Raw genomic sequence first — 21,047 nt, 5'->3', positions numbered from 1 at the left:
TTTATTTCCGCCTTCGGGCATGACCACATCTGGAGGTTACCGTGGACGTCAGAGAAAGCATCCACAGCGCGCACGCCAAAACGCTGGATACTCAGGGGCTGCGCAATGCGTTTTTAGTCGAGCAGGTATTCGAGGCCGACAGGTACACCATGGTTTACAGCCATATCGACCGCATTATTGTGGGCGGAATTATGCCCGTCACGAAAACCGTCTCCGTTGGCGGCGAGGTCGGTAAACAGCTGGGCGTAAATTATTTCCTCGAACGTCGCGAGCTGGGGGTGATTAACATCGGCGGGCCGGGCACCATCACCGTAGACGGACAGTGCTATGAGATTGGCCATCGCGAGGCGCTGTACGTGGGTAAAGGGGCGAAAGACGTGGTCTTTGCCAGCATCGACGCCAGCAGGCCTGCGAAGTTCTACTACAACTGCGCGCCGGCCCACGCCACCTGTCCAACCAAAAAGGTGACCCCGGCAGACGTCGCACCCGTGACGCTGGGCGACAACCTCACCAGCAACCGCCGCACCATTAATAAATACTTCGTGCCGGACGTGCTGGAGACCTGCCAGCTCAGCATGGGGTTGACCGAACTTGCGCCGGGCAACCTGTGGAATACCATGCCGTGCCATACCCACGAGCGCCGCATGGAAGTCTACTTCTACTTCAACATGGATGAGGACGCCTGCGTGTTCCACATGATGGGGCAGCCGCAGGAAACGCGCCATATCGTGATGCACAACGAGCAGGCGGTGATTTCACCGAGCTGGTCTATTCACTCCGGCGTTGGGACAAAAGCCTACACCTTTATCTGGGGAATGGTGGGCGAAAACCAGGTCTTTGATGATATGGACCATGTTGCGGTCAGCGATCTGCGCTAGTCGCGGGCAGTGAAGCATAAACCTGCCTGTGAGTGACAGGCTCTGAAAGAGTAAGGAATATACATGATTCTGGATGCATTCTCCCTGCAGGGGAAAGTGGCGGTGGTTTCCGGATGTGATACCGGGCTGGGTCAGGGGATGGCGTTAGGCCTGGCGGAAGCGGGCTGCGATATCGTCGGGATTAATATCGTTGAGCCTACAGAAACCATCGAGCGCGTGACGGCTCTGGGACGCCGTTTCCTGAGCCTGACCGCCGACCTGCGTAAAATCGATACCATTCCTGAACTGCTGGATCGCGCGGTAGCGGAATTCGGCCATATCGACATTCTGGTCAACAACGCCGGGCTGATTCGCCGTGAAGATGCGATCAACTTCAGCGAACGCGACTGGGACGACGTGATGGACCTGAACATCAAGAGCGTATTTTTCATGTCCCAGGCGGCGGCGAAGCATTTTATTGCGCAGGGGAACGGCGGCAAGATCGTGAATATTGCCTCTATGCTCTCGTTCCAGGGGGGAATCCGCGTGCCGTCTTACACCGCGTCCAAAAGCGCCGTGATGGGCGTGACCCGCCTGCTGGCAAACGAGTGGGCGAAACACAATATCAATGTGAATGCCATTGCGCCGGGTTACATGGCGACCAACAACACGCAGCAGCTGCGCGCAGACGAGCAGCGCAGCGCGGAAATACTTGAACGTATTCCGGCGGGGCGCTGGGGGCTGCCGGGCGATCTGATGGGGCCGGTAGTGTTTCTGGCCTCGTCGGCATCGGACTATATCAACGGCTACACCGTGGCGGTTGATGGCGGCTGGCTGGCGCGATAACCCGCATCGGGTCTGGACCTCTGCTTTCGGGCGGAGGTTTTTTTTGCTCAAAAATTGTCAAAGTCCATATGGGTAAACACGAAAAATCCATACTAAAAAATCATGAACGACATTCATCACACTTTTAATTCTGAAAAATTAATGCATTAGTAAAATAACGTGATTATTAAGCGTTAGTTGAAATTGTAATGTCCATCACAGATCGCTATGTCGCAGCTAAATAATCCATATCTTCACCTTTTCCCACCTGACACTTTCCCTCGCTTTCTCGTAATTTCATTTAACGAATTTTGCTGTTGAGGCAGGAAAAATATGACATCGATAAATGACTCTACCCTAATGCCCGCTGCGCTGCGTGATACTCGCCGCATGAACCAGTTTGTCTCCATTGCCGCCGCCGTGGCGGGCCTGTTATTTGGACTGGATATCGGCGTTATTGCCGGCGCATTGCCCTTTATTACCGATCACTTTACCCTCAGCAGTCGCCTGCAGGAGTGGGTGGTGAGCAGCATGATGCTCGGTGCGGCCATCGGCGCGCTGTTCAACGGCTGGCTGTCGTTTCGTCTGGGGCGCAAATACAGCCTGATGGTCGGGGCAATTCTGTTCGTTGCCGGCTCCATTGGCTCGGCGTTTGCCGCTAACGTTGAAATCCTGCTGCTTTCCCGCGTGCTGCTGGGCGTGGCGGTGGGGATTGCGTCCTACACCGCGCCGCTTTATCTCTCCGAAATGGCGAGCGAAAACGTGCGCGGCAAGATGATCAGCATGTATCAGCTGATGGTCACGCTGGGTATTGTGCTGGCGTTTCTGTCTGACACCTACTTCAGCTACAGCGGCAACTGGCGCGCGATGCTTGGCGTGCTGGCACTGCCAGCGGTGGTGCTGATTGTTTTAGTGATTTTCCTGCCGAACAGCCCGCGCTGGCTGGCGCAAAAAGGGCGCCACGTTGAGGCGGAAGAGGTGCTGCGCATGCTGCGCGATACCTCCGAAAAAGCCCGCGAAGAGCTGAACGAGATCCGCGAAAGCCTGAAGCTCAAGCAGGGGGGCTGGGCGCTGTTTAAAATCAACCGCAACGTGCGCCGGGCGGTCTTCCTCGGCATGCTGCTGCAGGCGATGCAGCAGTTCACCGGCATGAACATCATCATGTACTACGCTCCGCGGATTTTCAAAATGGCCGGGTTTACCACCACGGAACAGCAGATGATCGCGACCCTGGTGGTCGGGCTGACCTTCATGTTCGCCACCTTTATTGCCGTTTTCACCGTGGACAAGGCGGGCCGTAAACCTGCGCTGAAAATTGGCTTCAGCGTGATGGCGCTCGGCACGTTGATCCTGGGCTACTGCCTGATGCAGTTTGATAACGGTACGGCCTCAAGCGGACTTTCCTGGCTTTCTGTCGGGATGACCATGATGTGTATCGCAGGCTACGCGATGAGCGCCGCGCCGGTGGTCTGGATCCTGTGCTCCGAAATTCAGCCGCTCAAATGCCGTGACTTTGGCATCACCTGTTCCACGACCACCAACTGGGTATCGAACATGATCATCGGCGCGACGTTCCTGACGCTGCTGGACGCGATTGGCGCAGCGGGAACGTTCTGGCTCTATACGGTGCTGAACGTGGCGTTTATTGGCGTCACGTTCTGGCTGATCCCGGAAACCAAAGGCGTGACGCTGGAACACATCGAGCGCAAGCTGATGGCCGGAGAGAAACTGCGAAACATCGGCGTGTGATCGTATTGCCCGTTTACCTGGCCCAACGTATGCAGGGGATAACCAATGTTTGTTTAAAAGGCGCTGAATGCAGCGCCTTTTTTTATTGGCACCGGATGTGTTAAAAGAAGAAACCAACGAAAAGGAGGGATGATGAAAACGATCGGCCTGTTAGGTGGAATGAGCTGGGAATCGACAATCCCTTATTATCGCCTGATTAACGAAGGGGTGAAGCAGCGTTTGGGTGGTCTGCATTCCGCAAGCCTGCTCCTGCACAGCGTTGACTTTCATGAAATCGAAGCCTGCCAGTCGAGCGGCGAGTGGGATAAAGCCGGGGAGATCCTGGCCCAGGCGGCGCTTGGGCTGGAGCGTGCTGGCGCCGAGGGTATAGTGCTTTGTACCAATACCATGCACAAAGTGGCGTCGCATATTGAGGACCGCTGCTCGCTGCCGTTTTTGCATATTGCGGACGCGACCGGGCGTGTGATTGCGGCATCCGGGATGCGCCGCGTAGCGCTTTTGGGTACACGCTACACCATGGAGCAGGATTTTTATCGCGGACGTTTGCACAGTGAATTTGGGATCGAGAGCCTGATCCCGGATGAAGACGATCGGGCGCGCATCAATCAGATTATCTTTGACGAGCTCTGCCTCGGTACCTTCAGCGAATCTTCCCGCGCGTATTACGTCAGCGTTATCGATAAACTCGCGCAGCAGGGGGCCGAAGGGGTGATTTTCGGCTGCACGGAAATTGGTTTGCTGGTCCCCGTAGCGCAAAGCCCGATTCCGGTATTCGATACCACCGCCATCCACGCTGCGGATGCCGTGGCGTTTATGCTGTCCTGAGCACCCGTTCTGGTTTACGTGTTGGCGGCGTCATAGGCGGATTGCGCCGCCACAATGGCATCAATATTATTTTCCACCCAGTGCGCCAGCACCGTCACCGTTTCGGTTAATGTCTGGCCAAGCGGTGTCAGGCTGTACTCGACTGTTACAGGTACCGTGGCGAATATCTTTCGCGACACCAGCCCATCACGTTCCAGCTTGCGTAAAGACTGGGTCAGCACCTTTTTGGTGATTCGCTGAATATCGCGTTGAAGATGACTAAAGCGCATCGGTCCCTTCTCCAGACGCGCAAGGATTAACAGTGCCCACTTATCGGCGATACGCGTCAGCACGCCGCGGGTCGGGCAGCGCTCATCGAACACGTTGTAAGGAGGCATCTCCTTTTTCAGAACTGCTGTATGGGTCATGGTGGTTCCCTCGAGGTAACCAGGTGAGGTAAAGGTGCCTTCTTACGCCCGTGAATGTTTGCGTGTATAAAACGACGTAAGGTTTCTATTTGATACCAGGGAACCGAAAATGGCAACGGGCTCGCAGAGCAATTTTAAAGTCGTCTTAATCGTTTGACTCACAAGGCAATATTGCATCAGGAGATCTATCATGAGCGTTGTAGTTATCTATTATTCTGGCTACGGCCATACCAAACGCGTTGCTGAAACTGTCGCCGAGGGCGCGCAGGCTGAGCTTATCGCCATTGACAATAATGGCGATATTCAGGAAAGCGACTGGCAAAAACTCAACGATGCCAAAGCGATTATTTTTGGCGCGCCAACCTACATGGGAAGCGTACCGTGGCAGTTTAAGAAATTCGCTGACGCGACCTCTAAAGCCTGGTTCGTACGTAGCTGGCAGGACAAAGTGTTCGCGGGATTCAGCAACAGCGCCAGCCTGAACGGTGATAAGCAGGTATCGTTGCAATATCTGCAAACGCTAGCCTCTCAGCACGGTGGGATCTGGGTGAGCCTGGGGCTGCCGCCGTCAAATACTCTCGCGGCAACCCGTCAGGACATTAATAATCTGGGCGGTTCAGTAGGTTTGCTGGTGCAGTCTCCATCGGATGCTGATGCTGGCGCCATTGCCAGCGGCGATCTGCAAACCGCGGTTAAATTCGGCGAGCGTGTTGCGGCCATTGCGAAACGTTTCAACTGAGTTTTCAGACGCCCGCTGTTCAGCGGGGCGTCTGATTCAACATCTTATTTAGCTGGCCCGCCAATATACTTAGCCCTCCCTGCAGATGTTCGCTAAACGCCTCCACCAGCGCCGACGCCGGACGATGCAATGGGCGGATTAGGCTAACGGTAAAAGGAACTGAGACGCTAAACCGACGCACAACAATTCCACTTTCCGCATAATCCAGCGCCGTAAGCGGATTCACCACCGCGACGCCGATGCCCGCTCGCACCATCGCGCAAATTGAAGCCGCGCTGTGCGTTTCCACCACCATTCGCCGTTTGACCTGATGCTCGGCAAACAGGGTATCCAGCAGCTGTCTGTAGCTGTCGGTCTGCGACAGGCTAATGTAGTTTTCCCCGTGGAAGTCCTCTGGCGTGAGCACCGCCTTACCGGCAAGCCGATGCCCGGCGGGCAGAACGCACACTTCATCTAACGAAAGTAACTCCGTGCGCGCCGTGCCTGCTGGCGTTGAGAGGTTTTCGGTTAGGCCTAAATCATGGCGCTGAGCCGAAAGCCACTCTTCAAGCAGGGGAGATTCCTGAGGCACGATGGTGAGGCTGACCTCCGGGTATCGCGCCAGAAAGGGCTGCAGCAGCATCGGTAAAAAAGATTGCGAGAAGACGGGCAGGCAGACGATCGACAGCTCGCCCTGGCGAAACTCGCGCAGGCTTTCGGCTGCACTCATTATTCTGTCCAGCCCGTACCAGGAGCGCTGAACTTCCTCGAACAGGCGTAGTCCCTGCACCGTAGGGTGAAGCCTGCCCCGGGTGCGTTCGAACAGCTTCAGCCCCAGCACTTTCTCGAAGCGGGCCAGCTCGCGGCTCACCGTCGGCTGCGAGGTATGCAGCATCTGTGCGGCTTCGGTGAGATTGCCGGTGGTCATCACGGCGTGAAAAATCTCGATGTGGCGTAAATTGACGGCGGGCATAGGGCACCTGAAAGCAGAGAACTGTCCATATCATTTTTGCATAGACTCGCGATAAAACGATATTTTTTATTCTCTTTGCGCTGTGGCGTAATCATCAAAACGCATTTATCCGGAGAAGACCATGCCACGCCCGCTGAACCAGACTGATACCGATTTGAACGCCGACAACCTGCTGCGCCTGCCTGCCGAATTTGGCTGTCCGGTGTGGGTCTACGACGCGCAGATTGTCCGCGAGAAGATCGCCGCCCTGCATCAGTTTGACGTGGTGCGTTTTGCCCAGAAGGCCTGCTCCAATATCCATATTCTGCGCCTGATGCGTGAGCAGGGCGTGAAGGTCGACTCCGTCTCGCTTGGCGAAATCGAACGCGCGCTGGCGGCCGGATACGATCCGAAAGCTGACGGCGACGCGATCGTCTTTACCGCCGATGTGATCGACGACGCGACGCTGGCGCGTGTTCACGAGCTGCAGATCCCGGTGAATGCCGGTTCTGTGGATATGCTGGAGCAGCTGGGTCAGGTATCTCCCGGCCATCGCGTCTGGCTGCGGGTGAATCCGGGCTTTGGTCACGGCCACAGCCAAAAAACCAATACCGGCGGCGAAAACAGCAAGCACGGGATCTGGTATGCCGATATGCCTGCCGCGCTGGAGGTATTACAGCGCTACGGCCTGAAGCTGGTGGGCATTCATATGCACATTGGCTCTGGGGTGGATTACGGCCACCTGGAGCAGGTGTGCGGCGCGATGGTGCGTCAGGTTGTCGACTTCGGTCAGGATCTGGAGGCGATCTCTGCGGGCGGTGGTCTCTCTATTCCTTATCGCGAAGGTGAAGAGGCGATCGATACCGATCATTATTACGGTCTGTGGAGCGCCGCGCGTGACCAAATTGCCGCGCATCTGGGTCATGCCGTGAAGCTGGAAATTGAGCCGGGTCGTTTCCTGGTGGCGGAAGCCGGCGTGCTGGTTTCGCAGGTGCGCAGCGTGAAAGAGATGGGCTCTCGCCACTTCGTCTTGATTGACGCAGGCTTTAACGATTTGATGCGTCCGTCCATGTACGGCAGCTATCACCACATTACCGCCCTGGCTGCTGACGGCCGTGATTTAACGCAGGCGCCGCGCGTTGAGACGGTCGTTGCGGGGCCGCTGTGCGAATCGGGCGACGTGTTTACCCAGCAGGAAGGCGGCAAAGTGGAAACCCGCGCGCTGCCAGAGGTCAAACCGGGCGATTATCTTGTGCTGCATGACACCGGTGCCTACGGGGCATCTATGTCATCTAACTACAACAGCCGTCCGCTGCTGCCGGAAGTGCTGTTTGATAACGGTAAAGCGCGGCTGATCCGCCGTCGCCAGACCATTCAGGAACTGCTGGCTTTAGAACTCATCTGATGAAAGTACGGCCCCGTTGTGACCGAATCGCGTAAGACCAGCGTGCCGGTAAACGGCGGGATGGCATCGACCGGCTGGTTTTTTGCCAGCCGGATCGCCTGATCGATGGCCGTGACAATCATATTGTCGATGGGCAGATAAACCGATGAGAGCGCAGGCTCCAGCCATTTCGCGCTTGGGGCATCGTCAAAGCCGAACAGTGAAATATCCTGCGGGATTTTAAGCCCAGCCTGGTGCAACGCTTTGGACGCACCCAGCGCCATATCGTCGTTACAGGCAAACAGGGCGCTAAACGGTACTCCGTCGGCAATCAATTCCTTGCAAAGCTCGTATCCCCGCGTCATTCCCGCATCGCCGTACTTTATCCGACGCTCGTCCAGACGGATACCATGCTTTTCCAGCGCCTTGCGATAGCCCATCAGCCGCGCTTTACCCGTGGGAGTGTGGATCGGGACGGTGATACAGGCGATCTCCCGATGGCCCTGGCCGATCAGATAATCCACGGCCTTGAATGCGGCATCCTGCTGTTCGAAGAACACGCAGCGATCCGGCGCCTGGCTCACTTCACGGTTAATGACCACCAGTGGCGTTTTCACGGTGTTCATCAGTTTGACGATCGCTTTTTCGCTCATGTAGCGCGTGTAAAGCACGATGGCATCGCACTGGCGATCGGCCAGCATCTGCACCGCCTGTTCTTCCTGTTCCGGCGCATCGTGACCGTCGGTGACGATCAGCTGTTTCCCGTGAGTTTCGGTCTGCCGCGACGCCTGCTGGAGAAGGCGGCCAAAATAAAAGCCGTCAAAGGTCGAGACGACCAGACCAATGCTGTTGCTGGTCTGGTTAGCCAGCGAGCGCGCGAGAAAGTTCGGGCGATAGCCCAGCTCTTCCATCGCAGCAAACACCTGCTGACGCGTACTCTCTTTTACCTGACCTGTGCCGTTCAGCACGCGCGATACCGTGGCCTTCGACACGCCCGCGCGCAGTGATACATCCAGCATTGTTGCCATTCTACATTCCTGCTTCCACGTAACGATCTGCAGTTTACCACAGAGCTTATGCCGTATAAGCGATGCGGGAAGCGCAAAAACTCTGCCACGATCACGCTTTTTGGTAACGATTCGTCCGGCCAGCCTGAAGTCAAACTCAATAGCCTGACTCTGGTAAGATAATCACCGAACCGGGCTGGAGCATCAGGCCAGTAAATACATGAGAAAATGCAGGTGAAACGTGAAAAAGATAGCCATCCTCCCGCTTTACCAGGCACCGCACTATGCGGAGCAGGTCACCGACTGGCTCTGGCAGGCCTTTGGCGAAGGGCTTTCTCGGGAATTTTTCCACAGCATCGTTGAGCACAGCCAGACCTCGGGGGCACTACCGTTAACGTTTATTGCCCTTGAAGGCGAACAGCTTCTTGGCACGGTAGGGCTTTGGCGCTGCGATTTGATCACCCGACAGGATCTCTTTCCATGGCTGGCGGCGCTCTACGTTGACGACGCGGCGCGAGGTAAGGGGCTGGCGGGACAACTTCAGCAGCATGTTATCGCTTACGCAGCGCAGTTCGGGTATGAGGAGCTCCATCTCTGGTCTGCCTGCCGCGACTTCTACGAACGTTACGGCTGGCAGTACATCGGTGATGGTCTGGAATACCCGAACACGCGGGTTCACCTCTACCGTTATTCGCTCTGCGCTTCCGCAGGTGACGCAACGGAGTGACGACGAACCAGCGTCGGGCTAAACAGATGCGTAATTTCCGGCGGCTGGCGCTGTTCAGCCAGCGCTAGCGCCAGCTCGGCGGCCTGCGTTGCCATGGTGATGATTGGGTAGCGCACGGTGGTCAGACGCGGGCGAACGTAGCGGGAGACCAGCACGTCGTCGAAGCCAATCAGCGAAATTTCTGCCGGTACCTCAATTCCGTTGTCATTCAACACCCCCATCGCCCCTGCGGCCATTGAGTCGTTATAGCTGGCAACCGCCGTGAAATTCCGTCCGCGACCCAGCAGCTCGGTCATGGCCTGTTCACCGCCGCTCTCATCCGGTTCACCGTAGGCCACCAGGCGGTCATTACACGGCAGCCCGTTTTCACGAAGGGCATCGTAGTAGCCCTGCAGGCGGTCCTCTGCATCAGAAATCTGATGATTTGAACAGAGATAGCCAATCCGGGTATGGCCCTGCTGAATAAGATGCCGCGTTGCAAGCCAGGCACCGTAGCGGTCATCGAGGGCCACGCAGCGTTTTTCAAATCCGGGAATAATGCGGTTGATGATCACCATTCCGGGCATCTGCTTCATCAGGTGAATCAGCTCGGCGTCCGGGATCATTTTGGCGTGAACCACCAGCGCCGCGCAGCGGTGGCGGATCAGCTGTTCAATGGCCTGGCGTTCTTTTTGTTCATTATGATAGCCATTGCCGATCAGTAAAAAATTACCTGTCTGATAAGAAACCTGTTCAACCGCTTTAACCATGGCGCCGAAAAAGGGATCGGAAACATCACCCACCACCAGCCCAATGGTTTCGGTGGACTGCTGGGCGAGCGCGCGGGCATTGGCATTGGGATGATAGTTCAGGGATTCCATGGCATTTTGTACCGCCTGGCGCGATGCGTCACTGGCTTTTGGGGAGTCGTTAATCACGCGGGAGACGGTTGCCACCGACACGCCTGCCAGACGGGCCACATCCTTTATTGTCGCCATTCATTACCTTCTTATTGGGGGTAAGCGTTTACACACCAAATAGTGTTGCGGAAAAGCGGCGCGCATTCAAGGGGAGCGGATTTCCGCTCTCCACAAACGTGACGCAGGACAACCCTGGTGGTGTAATCGTTACACGCGCAGTCATGTCTGAAGAATGTCAATCTGAACCTTTGGTTACACTTTGCCTCAGGCTGTTGCGATTGTCCGATGGCGAGGATGTTAATGAGATTGATACAGTTGAGATCCCAGAGGTATTGATTGGTGAGAATTCTTAGTACGGTTTCGTACTCATCTCTTGCACCAACCTGCGCGGATGCGCAGGTTTTTTTTCGCCTCCACTTTTGCTGTCGCTCCCGTATCACTTCTCGTGTAATCTGCCACCATTTACTATCAACCCTCCACACTGGCTGGCAAAGGGAGTTGAGATGCTATTTGGGTTCTTCCGTACACTGTTCCGTATTCTTTTTCGCATCCACGTCACTGGCGATGCCCAGGCGCTTCGCGGCGAACGCGTTCTTATCACACCAAATCATGTTTCCTTTATAGATGGCATCCTGCTGGCGCTGTTTCTGCCCGTGCGCCCGGTGTTTGCGGTCTATACCTCTATCAGCCAGCAGTGGTACATGCGCTGGCTCACGCCGCTGATTGATTTTGTGCCGCTCGACCCGACCAAGCCGATGATGATTAAGCATCTGGTGCGTCTGGTTGAGCAGGGGCGTCCGGTGGTTATTTTCCCTGAAGGGCGTATTTCAGTGACCGGTTCGCTGATGAAAATCTACGACGGCGCGGGGTTTGTTGCAGCGAAATCAAAAGCGACCGTGGTACCGCTGCGCATTGAAGGCGCGGAGCTAACCCATTTCAGCCGCCTGAAGGGGCTGGTGAAGCAGCGTCTGTTCCCTAAAATAACCCTGCATATTCTGCCGCCAACGTCGTTACCGATGCCAGAAGCGCCGCGTGCCCGCGATCGCCGTAAAATCGCCGGGGAAATGCTGCACCAGATTATGATGGAAGCGCGCATGGCCGTGCGCCCGCGCGAAACGCTGTACGAATCTCTGCTATCCGCGCAGTACCGCTATGGCGCGAAGAAAAACTGCATCGAAGACATCAACTTTACCCCGGACACCTATCGCAAACTGCTGACCAAAACCCTGTTTGTGGGCCGTATTCTGGAGAAGTACAGCAAAAAAGGCGAAAAGATTGGCCTGATGCTGCCTAATGCGGGCATCAGCGCGGCGGTGATTTTCGGTGCGGTTTCCCGGGGCCGTATCCCGGCAATGATGAACTACACGGCGGGCGTGAAGGGGTTGACCAGCGCCATCACCGCAGCCCAGATTAATACCGTCTTTACCTCCCGACAGTTCCTGGACAAAGGCAAGCTCTGGCATCTTCCCGAGCAGCTCACCCAGGTGCGCTGGGTCTTCCTGGAGGATCTGAAAGCGGACGTGACCACCGGCGACAAGCTGTGGATTTTTGCGCATCTGCTGGTGCCGCGTCTGGCGCAGGTCAAACAGCAGCCGGAAGATGACGCGATTATCCTCTTCACGTCGGGATCGGAGGGCAACCCTAAAGGCGTCGTCCACAGCCACAAGAGCATTCTGGCGAACGTTGAGCAGATTAAAAGCATCGCCGACTTTACCGCAAACGACCGCTTTATGTCGGCGCTGCCGCTGTTCCACTCATTTGGCCTGACGGTGGGGCTGTTCACGCCGCTCCTGACCGGCGCAGAAGTGTTCCTCTACCCGAGCCCGCTGCATTACCGCATTGTGCCGGAGCTGGTCTATGACCGTAACTGCACCGTCCTGTTCGGAACCTCAACCTTCCTGGGCAACTATGCGCGTTTCGCCAATCCGTATGACTTCTATCGCGTGCGGTATGTGGTGGCCGGTGCGGAAAAACTGCAGGAGAGCACGCGCCAGATCTGGCAGGACAAGTTTGGCCTGCGCATTCTTGAAGGCTATGGCGTTACCGAGTGTGCGCCCGTGGTCTCGATTAACGTGCCGATGGCGGCAAAACCAGGTACGGTTGGCCGAATCCTGCCGGGAATGGATGCGCGTCTGCTGGCGGTGCCGGGCATTGAGGACGGTGGCCGTCTGCAGCTGAAAGGGCCAAACGTGATGAACGGTTATCTGCGCGTGGAAAACCCGGGCGTGCTGGAAGCGCCGACGGCGGAAAACGTCAGCGGCGAGGTTGAAGCCGGCTGGTACGACACCGGCGATATCGTCCGTTTCGATGAGCAGGGCTTTGTACAGATTCAGGGACGCGCGAAACGCTTCGCTAAAATCGCCGGTGAAATGGTCTCTCTGGAAATGGTCGAACAGCTGGCAACGGCCGTGTCTGCGGATAAGATGCATGCTACGGTGGTGAAGAGTGATGCCAGCAAAGGCGAGGCGCTGGTGCTGTTTACGACCGACGCTGAACTTAAGCGCGACAGGTTACTGAGCTATGCGCGTGAACACGGTATCCCTGAACTGGCCGTGCCGCGCGACATTCGCTACCTGAAGCAGCTCCCGGTGCTGGGTAGCGGGAAGCCCGATTTCGTGACCCTGAAAGGCATGGTTGAAGAGGCGGAACAGCAAAATGCGTGAGTCAGTACACACTAACACCTCACTGCGTTCAAAAGGCATGATGGCGGTCATTGCCGCGCAGTTCCTCTCTGCGTTCGGTGATAATGCGCTGCTGTTCGCCACGCTGGCGCTGCTGAAAGCCGAGTTTTACCCCGACTGGAGTCAGCCGATCCTGCAGATGGTGTTTGTGGGCGCTTACATTATCTTTGCTCCGTTCGTCGGGCAGGTAGCGGACAGCTTCCCGAAAGGCCGGGTGATGATGTTTGCCAACGGTCTCAAGCTGCTGGGTGCCGCCAGCATTTGCTTTGGCTTCAATCCGTTTATTGGCTACACGCTGGTGGGCATTGGCGCTGCCGCCTACTCCCCGGCAAAGTATGGCATCCTCGGAGAGCTGACCACGGGCGATAAGCTGGTGAAAGCCAACGGCCTGATGGAGTCGTCAACCATTGCTGCTATTCTGCTCGGATCCGTCGCGGGCGGCGTACTGGCCGACTGGCATGTCCTGGCGGCACTGGGCATCTGCGCGGTGGTGTATGGCGGGGCGGTCGTGGCAAACCTCTTTATTCCGAAGCTGCCAGTGGCTCGCCCGGGGCAATCCTGGCGCTTCAAACCGATGACCGGCAGTTTCTTCAACGCGTGCCGCGTGCTGTGGCGTAACGGGGAAACGCGTTTCTCCCTGATGGGGACCAGTATGTTCTGGGGGGCGGGCGTCACGCTGCGCTTCCTGCTGGTCCTGTGGGTGCCGGTGGCGCTGGGCATTACGGACAATGCGACGCCGACCTATCTTAATGCGATGGTGGCCATCGGCATTGTGGTTGGGGCGGGTGCGGCGGCGAAGCTGGTGACGCTCGAGACGGTAGCGCGCTGCATGCCCGCAGGGATCCTGATTGGCGTCGTGGTGCTTATCTTCTCGCTGCAGCATGCGTTATTGCCCGCGTATGTCCTCCTCATCCTGATTGGTATTCTGGGGGGCTTCTTCGTGGTGCCGCTGAACGCGTTGCTGCAGGAACGGGGTAAGCAGACCGTCGGGGCGGGAAATGCTATCGCGGTACAAAACCTGGGTGAAAACCTGGCAATGCTGTTAATGCTGGGGCTCTACTCGCTGGCGGTAAAAGTGGGTGTGCCGGTGGTGGGGATCGGCGTCGGGTTTGGTGGGCTGTTTGCGATTGCGATCGCGGGCTTGTGGATTTGGCAGCGTCGCCGTTGATAAGTGAGGCCTGATGTCCTCACCCCGACCTCTCCCGCAGGGAGAGGGGGCAACCCCTAAAACGGCAACCTGCGTTGCCGTTTTACTTTTATTACGGTGCCGGGTAAGTGTATACCTGATGCACCGCTTCAATCTCTGCTAACACGTCTTCACTCAGGTTCAGGTGGAAACTCTCAATATTGGTTTTCAGCTGTTCCATCGTGGTCGCGCCCAGCAGGGTGCTGGCAACAAACGGCTGACGACGCACGAAGGCCAGCGCCATCTGAGCAGGGTCAAGACCGTGACGCTTTGCGATATTCACATAGGCAGCAACGGCTTTCTGCGTCTGCTCACCGCTGTAGCGGGTGAAGCGGCTAAAGAGGGTGTTTCGCGCCCCCGCCGGCTTCGCGCCGTTCAGGTATTTCCCCGTCAGCGTGCCGAAGCCGAGACAGGAATAGGCGAGCAGTTCCACTTCTTCATACTGCGTCACTTCGGCCAGACCCACCTCATAGCTGCGGTTAAGCAAGCTGTACGGGTTCTGGATAGTCACAATACGCGGAAGATCGTGCTTATCCGCCAGGTGTAGATAGCGCATGACCCCAAAGGCCGTTTCGTTAGATACGCCAATGTAGCGGATTTTTCCCGCGCGCTGGCACTCGGTCAGCGCTTCCAGCGTTTCCAGCAGCGTCACGGCGGGGGCGCTCTCATTCCAGCTGTATCCGAGCTTGCCAAAGCAATTGGTTGGTCGCTGAGGCCAGTGCACCTGGTAGAGGTCGAGATAGTCGGTTTGCAGGCGCTTCAGGCTGGCATCCAGAGCGGCGCGGATATTCTTGCGATCGAGGATCTGGTTCGGACGGATCCCGGTATCGTTATTGCGCGCGGGGCCACTGACTTTTGAGGCAATCACCAGCTTTTCACGGTTGCCGCGCTTTGCCAACCAGTTACCGACGTAGGTTTCGGTAAGTCCCTGCGTTTCAGGGCGTGGCGGAACTGGGTACATCTCTGCAACATCAATCAGGTTAATGCCCTGGCTGACGGCGTAATCGAGTTGTGCATGGGCATCGGCTTCGCTGTTTTGTTCACCAAATGTCATCGTGCCCAACCCCAGTTGGCTTATTTCCAGAGCGCTGTGGGGGATACGGTGATAATGCATAGCCGGCTTCCTCAGTAGACTTATAGACCGCGTCAGGGCGTGCCCGACAAAGGAATATAAACATGGCAGAGGGGAAGCAAAAGGGGAAGAAAAAAATCAAAAAGGCCAGCAAGCGACTGACCTCTCTCTGATTATCGCTCGATAATTTGCGATACTTCGTCGCGATTGATCTGCATTTTATTGCCTTCCTGGTCGCGGTAGCTGACCAGACCGGTATCATCGTCGACTTCGGGTTTGCCATCGGTCAGGATCATTCGACCATCTTTTGTCGCCATGACGTAATCGCTGCTACAGCCCGATACGGCAAACGCTAAACCGACTGCTGACACTAATACTGCCCATTTTTTCATCGTTATCGTCCTCATCTGGCTTGTATCAAATCATAATCTAGTATTAACCCGATAAGGCGACTTGAGGAAGTGGTAAAATCTTAAAAAGCAGTCGATTATGTTTGAGAGCTCGCAAAATAAGTAAAAAACTATGTTTTTAACAGGAAATGACGTGCCAGGAGTGCGCCGGTGAAATTCTTTTTGAGATAAAAACCGCGCGGCAACGTCAGTATCGGTTCACCCTGCGCGCCGATTGCCTCGGTAAGTGCTTTACTGTTGGCCGCTTTCGGACGCAGCTGTAACACTTCTCCGTGTCGGGCGGTGATGCGCTCTACCTGCCCAAGCACAATCATGTCCATCAGCTCTTCCCAGTCCAGGCGCAGCTGATGCTCTTCATCCTCGTCCGGGCTCCAGAGCAGCGGTGCGCCAACGCGACGGTCAGCCAGGGGGATCTGACGCTCACCTTCAACCGGTACCCATAATACGCGCTTCAGCTTGTGGCGAACGTGACTGGTTTCCCACGTCACGCCGGTATTGCCGGTTAATGGCGCAACGCAGACAAAGGTGGTCTCAAGCGGCTTGCCCTGGCTGTCTACAGGGATAGTTTTTAACTCCACGCCAAGTGCAGCAAAATCCTGCTCAGGTTTGCTCCCTGCGCTGGCACCCAGCCATAGTTCAAGCAGCATGCCGATCCAGCCTTTATCCCGCTTAAGATCCTTCGGGATCTTAAGCCCTGCTATTGCCGCCAGCTCGCCAAGCGAAAAGCCTGCAAGACGCTGTGCCTGCTGTAGCAACTGGCCCTCGCTGGACGGCGGTGAGAGCAAGGGTGTAAGCGGATGCATGATGGTAACCTTTTGATTAAAAAATAAACGAAGAAATTGTCCCCTGTGGATAGAGTTTAACTATTTCTGTACGAATATTCCATGTGCATGATTTATATGTTTTTTTACTGGTTTGAAATCGTTTCACCAGAGTCGGAAAACGGGTTGTTCAAATCTGGTCACTGACAATGAACAGGATCTTACACCATGTTATCCACAGAAAAATGGGATAACTGGGCATAACCCTGACTACTGTTTCAATTTACAGCCTTGACGTGCGTGGAAAATCGAAATTTCAAACAAATTGTGACTAACTTATTGGCACAATCTGTGGATAAAACCGACGCTGTTCGATCTTTCATCAGCACGATGATCCCTGATGTGACGATCGTCACGCTATTCTGTTTTGTGTTCATGGAAATACATTTAACTATATGAAAATAATTGAATTATTGAATTAAGCTAAAAAAGGGGGGACGGCATTGTTTGAGGTTGTTCATTGGTAATTAGACACTTCTTCACAACTATATCCACAGAAAAGGTGAATAAAATTCCTTTTAATGGCTCTCATCTGTTTATAACTCAGCACTTATTTGTGAGTTATTCAAATGTTATTAGGCTGCAGCCCTGTAAGAGAGTGGTTTACCGCCTCCCTGTAGTGTGAAACAATCATTCATATATAAGGTTTAGTTTGGGGTAGTCCGGTGATTGATGACGATGGCTACCGCCCGAACGTAGGAATAGTAATTTGTAATCGTCAGGGCCAGGTAATGTGGGCCCGGCGATATGGTCAGCACTCCTGGCAGTTCCCGCAAGGCGGGATCAATCCGGGAGAGTCCCCAGAACAAGCGATGTACCGGGAGCTTTTTGAAGAGGTCGGTTTGAGCCGGAAAGATGTTCGCATCCTGGCTTCGACCCGCAACTGGTTGCGTTACAAGTTACCGAAACGTTTGGTGCGTTGGGACACAAAGCCGGTTTGTATCGGCCAGAAACAGAAGTGGTTTCTGTTGCAGTTGGTGGGCAACGATTCAGACATCAATATGCAAACCAGCAGTACGCCGGAGTTCGATGGCTGGCGCTGGGTGAGCTATTGGTATCCTGTTCGTCAGGTCGTGTCATTTAAACGCGATGTTTACCGTAGGGTGATGAAAGAGTTTGCAAGTGTGGTCATGCAGCTTCAGGAGATCCCGCCTAAGCCGCAGAGCGCACCTGCCTGGCGACGTAAAAGAGGTTAAGCTACGCAAATCATGCTCACCCGCTTGCGAGAAATAGTCGAGAAGGTGGCCAGCGCTCCGCGTCTGAACGAGGCGCTGAATATTCTGGTCACCGACATCTGTCTTGCGATGGAGACCGAGGTCTGTTCGGTGTATCTGGCCGACCACGATCGGCGCTGCTATTACCTGATGGCGACCCGTGGTTTGAAGAAGCCACGTGGACGCACCGTAACGCTCGCATTTGATGAGGGTATCGTCGGTCTGGTTGGGCGGCTGGCTGAACCCATCAACCTTGCTGACGCGCAAAAACACCCCAGCTTTAAATACATCCCTTCCGTAAAAGAAGAGCGCTTCCGCGCTTTCCTTGGCGTACCGATTATCCAGCGTCGCCAGCTGCTCGGCGTACTGGTCGTCCAGCAGCGTGAGCTACGTCAGTATGACGAAAGCGAGGAGTCTTTCCTCGTCACGCTGGCCACGCAGATGGCGGCGATCCTCTCTCAGTCTCAGCTTGCCGCGCTCTTTGGCCAGTATCGCCATACGCGCATTCGTGCCCTTCCGGCATCGCCAGGCGTAGCGATTGCTGAAGGCTGGATGGACGCCACGCTGCCGTTAATGGAGCAGGTTTACGAAGCCTCAACGCTTGATGAAGCGCTTGAGCGCGAGCGTCTTACCGCCGCGCTGGAAGAGGCGGCGAATGAATTTCGTCGTTACAGCAAACGTTTTGCCGCAGGTGCGCAAAAAGAGACGGCGGCCATTTTCGACCTCTATTCGCACCTGCTTTCCGATGCGCGTCTGCGTCGTGAGCTTTTTGCTGAAGTGGATAAAGGCTCGGTCGCGGAGTGGGCCGTTAAGAAGGTTATCGAGAAATTTGCCGACCAATTTGCGGCATTGACCGACGGTTACCTGAAAGAGCGGGCTGGAGATCTCCGGGCCCTGGGACAACGTCTGCTGTTCCATCTTGATGACACCATTCAGGGGCCGAATGCCTGGCCTCAACGGTTTGTTCTGGTGGCCGATGAACTGTCGGCAACCACGCTGGCTGAACTGCCGCAGGACAGGCTGGCCGGTGTCGTGGTGCGCGATGGTGCCGCCAACTCACACGCCGCCATTATGGTGCGCGCGCTGGGTATCCCTACCGTTATGGGGGCGGACATTCAGCCGTCGGTACTGCACCGACGTACGCTGGTGGTCGACGGCTATCGCGGTGAGCTGCTGGTCGATCCTGAGCCGGTTCTGCTCCAGGAATACCAGCGTCTTATCAGCGAAGAGAATGAATTAAGCAAGCTGGCGGAAGATGACGTCAACCTGCCCGCACAGCTTAAGAGCGGCGAGCGTATCAAAGTCATGCTCAACGCCGGTTTAAGCCCTGAGCATGAAGAAAAGCTGGGCAGCCGCATCGACGGCATTGGCCTATACCGTACTGAAATCCCGTTCATGCTGCAGAGCGGTTTCCCCTCCGAAGAGGAGCAGGTGGCGCAGTATCAGGGGATGCTGCAGATGTTTAACGACAAACCTGTCACTCTGCGTACCCTGGATGTCGGGGCGGATAAACAGCTCCCCTACATGCCGATCAGCGAAGAAAACCCGTGCCTGGGCTGGCGTGGGATCCGCATAACGCTCGATCAGCCGGAGATCTTCCTGATCCAGGTGCGTGCGATGCTGCGCGCCAACGCGGCGACGGGCAATCTCAGCATCCTGCTGCCGATGGTAACCAGCATTGATGAGATAGACGAGTCGCGGCGGCTGATCGAACGTGCCGGGCGTGAAGTGGAAGAGATGATCGGCTATGCGATCCCGAAACCGCGGATCGGCGTGATGCTTGAAGTGCCGTCTATGGTCTTTATGCTGCCGCAGCTGGCAAGTCGTGTTGATTTTATCTCTGTCGGCACGAACGACCTGACGCAATATATTCTGGCCGTCGACCGCAACAATACCCGCGTCGCCAGTATCTACGACAGCCTGCATCCGGCGATCATTCGCGCGTTAGCGATGATTGCCCGTGAAGCGGAGCAGTACGGCATTGATTTACGCCTGTGCGGTGAAATGGCCGGGGATTCCATGTGCGTTGCGATCCTGATTGGTCTGGGATACCGCCATCTGTCGATGAACGGTCGCGCTGTCGCCCGCGTGAAATACCTGCTGCGACATATCGACATCAATGATGCTCGCGAACTCGCAGAACGCAGCCTTGAGGCGCAGCTGGCTGCTGAGGTCCGTCACCAGGTCGCGGCGTTTATGGAACGACGCGGTATGGGCGGCCTAATCCGCGGCGGCCGCTAATCGTCTTTCTCCCTCTCCCGGTGGGAGAGGGCACCAGCGGGCATAACACCCTATACACATCTTTTACATCTCGGGCGCATCCTCCGCGCCCGCCTTATGCTATGATTCGCAACTTTGGAGCCTCTGCTTACGGCAGAATCGCATTTCTACCGCTGTCCACTTTCAGCGGAATAACAACATCTTGTGGTGACAGATGAACAGTGGTTATCTGCATTTTCCGGAATTTGATCCGGTCATTTTCTCAGTAGGACCTGTTTCGCTTCACTGGTACGGTCTGATGTACCTGGTGGGCTTCATTTTTGCCATGTGGCTCGCTGGCCGTCGCGCCAGTCGTCCCGGCAGCGGCTGGACGAAAAACGAAGTTGAAAACCTGCTCTATGCGGGCTTCCTCGGCGTGTTCCTCGGTGGCCGTATTGGGTACGTGCTGTTCTATAACTTCCCTGTATTCCTGAACGATCCCCTCTACCTGTTCCGCGTCTGGGACGGCGGCATGTCCTTCCACGGCGGCCTGATTGGGGTGATCCTGGTGATGGTGATTTTTGCCAAACGCACCAAACGCAACTTCTTCCAGGTTTCGGATTTTATCGCGCCGCTGATCCCGTTTGGTCTGGGTGCCGGTCGTCTGGGTAACTTTATCAACGGTGAGCTGTGGGGCCGCGTCGACCCGAGCGTGCCTTATACGATGCTGTTCCCGGGCTCCCGCGCGGAAGATATCGCGCTGCTGCCATCACATCCGGAGTGGCAGTCCATTTTCGATACCTACGGCGTTCTGCCGCGCCATATGTCTCAGCTGTACGAGCTGGCGCTGGAAGGCGTTGTGCTGTTTATCATTCTCAACCTGTTTATCCGCAAACCGCGTCCGATGGGCGCTGTCTCCGGCCTGTTCCTTATTGGCTACGGCGCATTCCGTATTATCGTCGAGTTCTTCCGTCAGCCAGACGCACAGTTTACCGGCGAATGGGTACAGTACATCAGCATGGGGCAGATCCTCTCCATACCGATGATTGTCGCGGGTACCATTATGATGATTTGGGCGTATCGTCGTCGTCCACAGCAACAAATTTCCTGAGGA

19 protein-coding genes are annotated in these 21,047 nt (G+C 55.8%); 12 read left to right on the top strand and 7 right to left on the bottom strand.

Translation table 11 applies throughout. The annotated features are described in order from the left end of the window. Positions 1 to 41: 41 nt before the first annotated feature. From kduI to FOY93_RS18050, 4 genes are all read left to right on the top strand, one after another. Positions 42 to 878, top strand: a complete 837-nt coding sequence (gene kduI, locus FOY93_RS18065; protein ID WP_115876212.1) for a 5-dehydro-4-deoxy-D-glucuronate isomerase — start codon at positions 42 to 44, stop codon at positions 876 to 878. Between the two features lie 63 nt (positions 879 to 941). Continuing rightward, a complete protein-coding gene (gene kduD / locus FOY93_RS18060; RefSeq protein WP_136195110.1) occupies positions 942 to 1,703 on the top strand; it encodes a 2-dehydro-3-deoxy-D-gluconate 5-dehydrogenase KduD in 762 nt (253 codons plus the stop codon). Positions 1,704 to 2,015: 312 nt separating this feature from the next. Then, entirely contained in the window at positions 2,016 to 3,431 is a 1,416-nt protein-coding gene (gene araE, locus FOY93_RS18055; RefSeq protein WP_136195111.1) for an arabinose-proton symporter AraE, read from the top strand. A 132-nt stretch (positions 3,432 to 3,563) separates the two neighbouring features. Beyond that, entirely contained in the window at positions 3,564 to 4,256 is a 693-nt protein-coding gene (locus tag FOY93_RS18050) for an aspartate/glutamate racemase (RefSeq protein WP_115876209.1), read from the top strand. A 14-nt stretch (positions 4,257 to 4,270) separates the two neighbouring features. On the opposite strand, the gene FOY93_RS18045 is transcribed toward FOY93_RS18050, so the two are convergent. After that, positions 4,271 to 4,663 carry a winged helix-turn-helix transcriptional regulator gene (locus tag FOY93_RS18045; protein WP_111966092.1) on the bottom strand — a complete coding sequence of 131 codons (393 nt, stop codon included), beginning with the start codon at positions 4,661 to 4,663 and terminating at the stop codon, positions 4,271 to 4,273. Positions 4,664 to 4,853: 190 nt separating this feature from the next. Between FOY93_RS18045 and FOY93_RS18040 the strand changes: the two genes are divergently transcribed. Further along, positions 4,854 to 5,402 carry a flavodoxin family protein gene (locus FOY93_RS18040; RefSeq protein WP_143345483.1) on the top strand — a complete coding sequence of 183 codons (549 nt, stop codon included), beginning with the start codon at positions 4,854 to 4,856 and terminating at the stop codon, positions 5,400 to 5,402. Between the two features lie 19 nt (positions 5,403 to 5,421). On the opposite strand, the gene FOY93_RS18035 is transcribed toward FOY93_RS18040, so the two are convergent. Continuing rightward, positions 5,422 to 6,354 (bottom strand): LysR family transcriptional regulator, encoded by a 933-nt coding sequence (locus tag FOY93_RS18035; protein WP_143345481.1) that lies wholly within the window; start codon positions 6,352 to 6,354, stop codon positions 5,422 to 5,424. A gap of 121 nt (positions 6,355 to 6,475) precedes the next feature. Between FOY93_RS18035 and lysA the strand changes: the two genes are divergently transcribed. Next, entirely contained in the window at positions 6,476 to 7,738 is a 1,263-nt protein-coding gene (gene lysA, locus FOY93_RS18030; RefSeq protein WP_115876207.1) for a diaminopimelate decarboxylase, read from the top strand. Here lysA and FOY93_RS18025 read toward each other — a convergent pair. After that, positions 7,708 to 8,745, bottom strand: coding sequence for a LacI family DNA-binding transcriptional regulator (locus FOY93_RS18025; protein WP_127732220.1), 1,038 nt, complete (start codon positions 8,743 to 8,745; stop codon positions 7,708 to 7,710). The genes lysA and FOY93_RS18025 overlap by 31 nt on opposite strands. A gap of 229 nt (positions 8,746 to 8,974) precedes the next feature. Here FOY93_RS18025 and FOY93_RS18020 point away from each other — a divergent pair, with 229 nt between their 5' ends. Continuing rightward, positions 8,975 to 9,451 (top strand): GNAT family N-acetyltransferase, encoded by a 477-nt coding sequence (locus FOY93_RS18020; protein ID WP_143345738.1) that lies wholly within the window; start codon positions 8,975 to 8,977, stop codon positions 9,449 to 9,451. On the opposite strand, the gene galR is transcribed toward FOY93_RS18020, so the two are convergent. After that, positions 9,412 to 10,428 (bottom strand): HTH-type transcriptional regulator GalR, encoded by a 1,017-nt coding sequence (gene galR / locus FOY93_RS18015; protein ID WP_115876205.1) that lies wholly within the window; start codon positions 10,426 to 10,428, stop codon positions 9,412 to 9,414. The two genes, FOY93_RS18020 and galR, sit on opposite strands and share 40 nt — an antisense overlap. Before the next feature lie 425 nt (positions 10,429 to 10,853). On the opposite strand from galR, the gene aas reads away from it, so the two are divergent. Together aas and lplT are read left to right on the top strand one after the other, a co-directional pair. Then, positions 10,854 to 13,013 carry a bifunctional acyl-ACP--phospholipid O-acyltransferase/long-chain-fatty-acid--ACP ligase gene (gene aas, locus FOY93_RS18010; protein ID WP_143345480.1) on the top strand — a complete coding sequence of 720 codons (2,160 nt, stop codon included), beginning with the start codon at positions 10,854 to 10,856 and terminating at the stop codon, positions 13,011 to 13,013. After that, a complete protein-coding gene (gene lplT / locus FOY93_RS18005) occupies positions 13,006 to 14,199 on the top strand; it encodes a lysophospholipid transporter LplT (protein ID WP_111966085.1) in 1,194 nt (397 codons plus the stop codon). The genes aas and lplT overlap by 8 nt, the downstream gene beginning before the upstream one ends. Before the next feature lie 91 nt (positions 14,200 to 14,290). Here the strand turns inward: lplT and FOY93_RS18000 are convergent, their stop codons facing one another. From FOY93_RS18000 to mutH, 3 genes are all read right to left on the bottom strand, one after another. Next, positions 14,291 to 15,331: an NADP(H)-dependent aldo-keto reductase gene (locus FOY93_RS18000; RefSeq protein ID WP_133295085.1), complete on the bottom strand. Its 1,041-nt coding sequence runs from the start codon at positions 15,329 to 15,331 to the stop codon at positions 14,291 to 14,293. A 131-nt stretch (positions 15,332 to 15,462) separates the two neighbouring features. Further along, the gene (locus tag FOY93_RS17995) at positions 15,463 to 15,681 is read right to left on the bottom strand and encodes a YgdI/YgdR family lipoprotein (protein WP_008499668.1); all 219 of its coding nucleotides are present in this window, start codon (positions 15,679 to 15,681) and stop codon (positions 15,463 to 15,465) included. Positions 15,682 to 15,809: 128 nt separating this feature from the next. Continuing rightward, positions 15,810 to 16,502: a DNA mismatch repair endonuclease MutH gene (mutH, locus tag FOY93_RS17990; protein WP_133295084.1), complete on the bottom strand. Its 693-nt coding sequence runs from the start codon at positions 16,500 to 16,502 to the stop codon at positions 15,810 to 15,812. Positions 16,503 to 17,185: 683 nt separating this feature from the next. Between mutH and rppH the strand changes: the two genes are divergently transcribed. The 3 genes from rppH to lgt all read left to right on the top strand — a co-directional run bounded on the left by rppH (position 17,186) and on the right by lgt (position 21,044). Next, a complete protein-coding gene (gene rppH, locus FOY93_RS17985) occupies positions 17,186 to 17,716 on the top strand; it encodes an RNA pyrophosphohydrolase (RefSeq protein WP_013098553.1) in 531 nt (176 codons plus the stop codon). 12 nt (positions 17,717 to 17,728) lie between these two features. Further along, the gene (gene ptsP / locus FOY93_RS17980) at positions 17,729 to 19,975 is read left to right on the top strand and encodes a phosphoenolpyruvate--protein phosphotransferase (protein ID WP_111966082.1); all 2,247 of its coding nucleotides are present in this window, start codon (positions 17,729 to 17,731) and stop codon (positions 19,973 to 19,975) included. Positions 19,976 to 20,168: 193 nt separating this feature from the next. Next, entirely contained in the window at positions 20,169 to 21,044 is an 876-nt protein-coding gene (lgt, locus tag FOY93_RS17975) for a prolipoprotein diacylglyceryl transferase (protein WP_127732210.1), read from the top strand. Positions 21,045 to 21,047 lie beyond the last annotated feature (3 nt).

Source organism: Enterobacter sp. 18A13 (assembly GCF_007035975.1).
GTDB lineage: Bacteria > Pseudomonadota > Gammaproteobacteria > Enterobacterales > Enterobacteriaceae > Enterobacter > Enterobacter vonholyi.
The sequence above is the reverse complement of the archived record's forward strand: the minus strand, read 5'-3'. Positions and strand labels throughout refer to the sequence as shown.